The 1,161-nt window shown below is 47.2% G+C and carries 2 protein-coding genes; one reads left to right on the top strand and one right to left on the bottom strand.

Features of this window, described 5'->3' with window-relative positions; all coding sequences use genetic code 11:
- Positions 1–224: 224 nt before the first annotated feature.
- Positions 225–893 (top strand): hypothetical protein, encoded by a 669-nt coding sequence (locus CWI66_RS17540; protein ID WP_100732384.1) that lies wholly within the window; start codon positions 225–227, stop codon positions 891–893.
- An 11-nt stretch (positions 894–904) separates the two neighbouring features.
- On the opposite strand, the gene CWI66_RS18495 is transcribed toward CWI66_RS17540, so the two are convergent.
- Positions 905–1,161, bottom strand: a 257-nt coding sequence (locus tag CWI66_RS18495) for a hypothetical protein (protein WP_232711012.1), incomplete at its 5' end; no start/stop codon positions are given.

Below are 1,161 nucleotides of genomic sequence, written 5' to 3'. Positions count from 1 at the left end.
TTGATGGATTGGTTAGGTTCTTGAAATCATAGCACTTTCAGCCGCTTTCTTTTATACCCTGTGAGAAATCCGGGCTAAGGTTGCTCATCATAACTTAAAAGAGTCTGAGCAGGGAGGTTGTAATGTAAGTTCATAATTTTCCGATAAGCTTGCTCTCTCTTAGGCTGCTGCCCTAAGGTTAGTGTGCCTTAAAGGTATCGCCTGAACCTATAAAGAGATTATTTATGGAAAAAGTCACCTATATAGAAGAGTACGTCGTACCTCAGCTCTTCACGACAGCGTTTGAAGCCTACGAATTTGAGCATCGAGGCCGTGAACGTTCAAAAGGGTATGCGAAGCTGGAAACGTTCGGCCTTCTCTGGGGATACTCCATTCCGGCAAAGGGTGATTTACCTGCACGTATCGTCGCCACAATGTCGACAGTTGAAACGTCAGCAACTCGCCACGAAGATTGGGTTCAGCCAAATTTTGACTCTATCATTGCCAAAAAACAGTTTTTTGAGCGCTACTGGCAAAATATTGAACTGGTGGGCACCTTTCATTCTCATCCGTATGAAAACCTTGATGACGTCAAACGTAATAGAGGCTGGCAAGGCTCACCAGAAGATCAAGAGTTTTGGCCTTACTTCCATCAGCTAGTGGCTCCCGAACAAGCGCTGATGACTCACCTGGTCATTACGATTGCCAAGATGTCAAAACGGGGCTGGGCGATGCCTGACCGGCTAAAGGGTAGTGATCATAACAAGGGATATGTGCTAAGCGCAGACGAACGTAAATTTTGGCTACGGGCTTACGCGACTAACCAAACGCCAGATGGCGAGTATGAGTTTTCAGATGACATGGGACTGCAAGTTCCTGCTCTTCATGATTTTATGAAGTGGTCATCCCGTTAAGCTGAACCGTTTTAATCGATGTCCATGAGATTGCTTGTAAACGTGCATATCTTTGCACTGATATCAGCGTCACGTATCCAAAACAGTTCATGGGCATAGCATCTCGGTTTGGCAGTAGGGGTAATTCCTGAATCCGTGAGACCGGCCCCCGGAAGCACTTCTAACCCACTGACCTGCATGGCAATATAGCCATTATCGCCATTCACCCAGACAGTGCCATGCCCAACATAAAGTTCCGCGCCAGTCGCCGCACCCTCACCAGCCACGC

Source organism: Halomonas sp. 141, assembly GCF_002810305.1.
GTDB classification, from domain to species: Bacteria; Pseudomonadota; Gammaproteobacteria; order Pseudomonadales; family Halomonadaceae; genus Vreelandella; species Vreelandella stevensii.
Note: the sequence above shows the minus strand (reverse complement) of the source record. Positions and strands in the feature narration are given on the sequence as shown.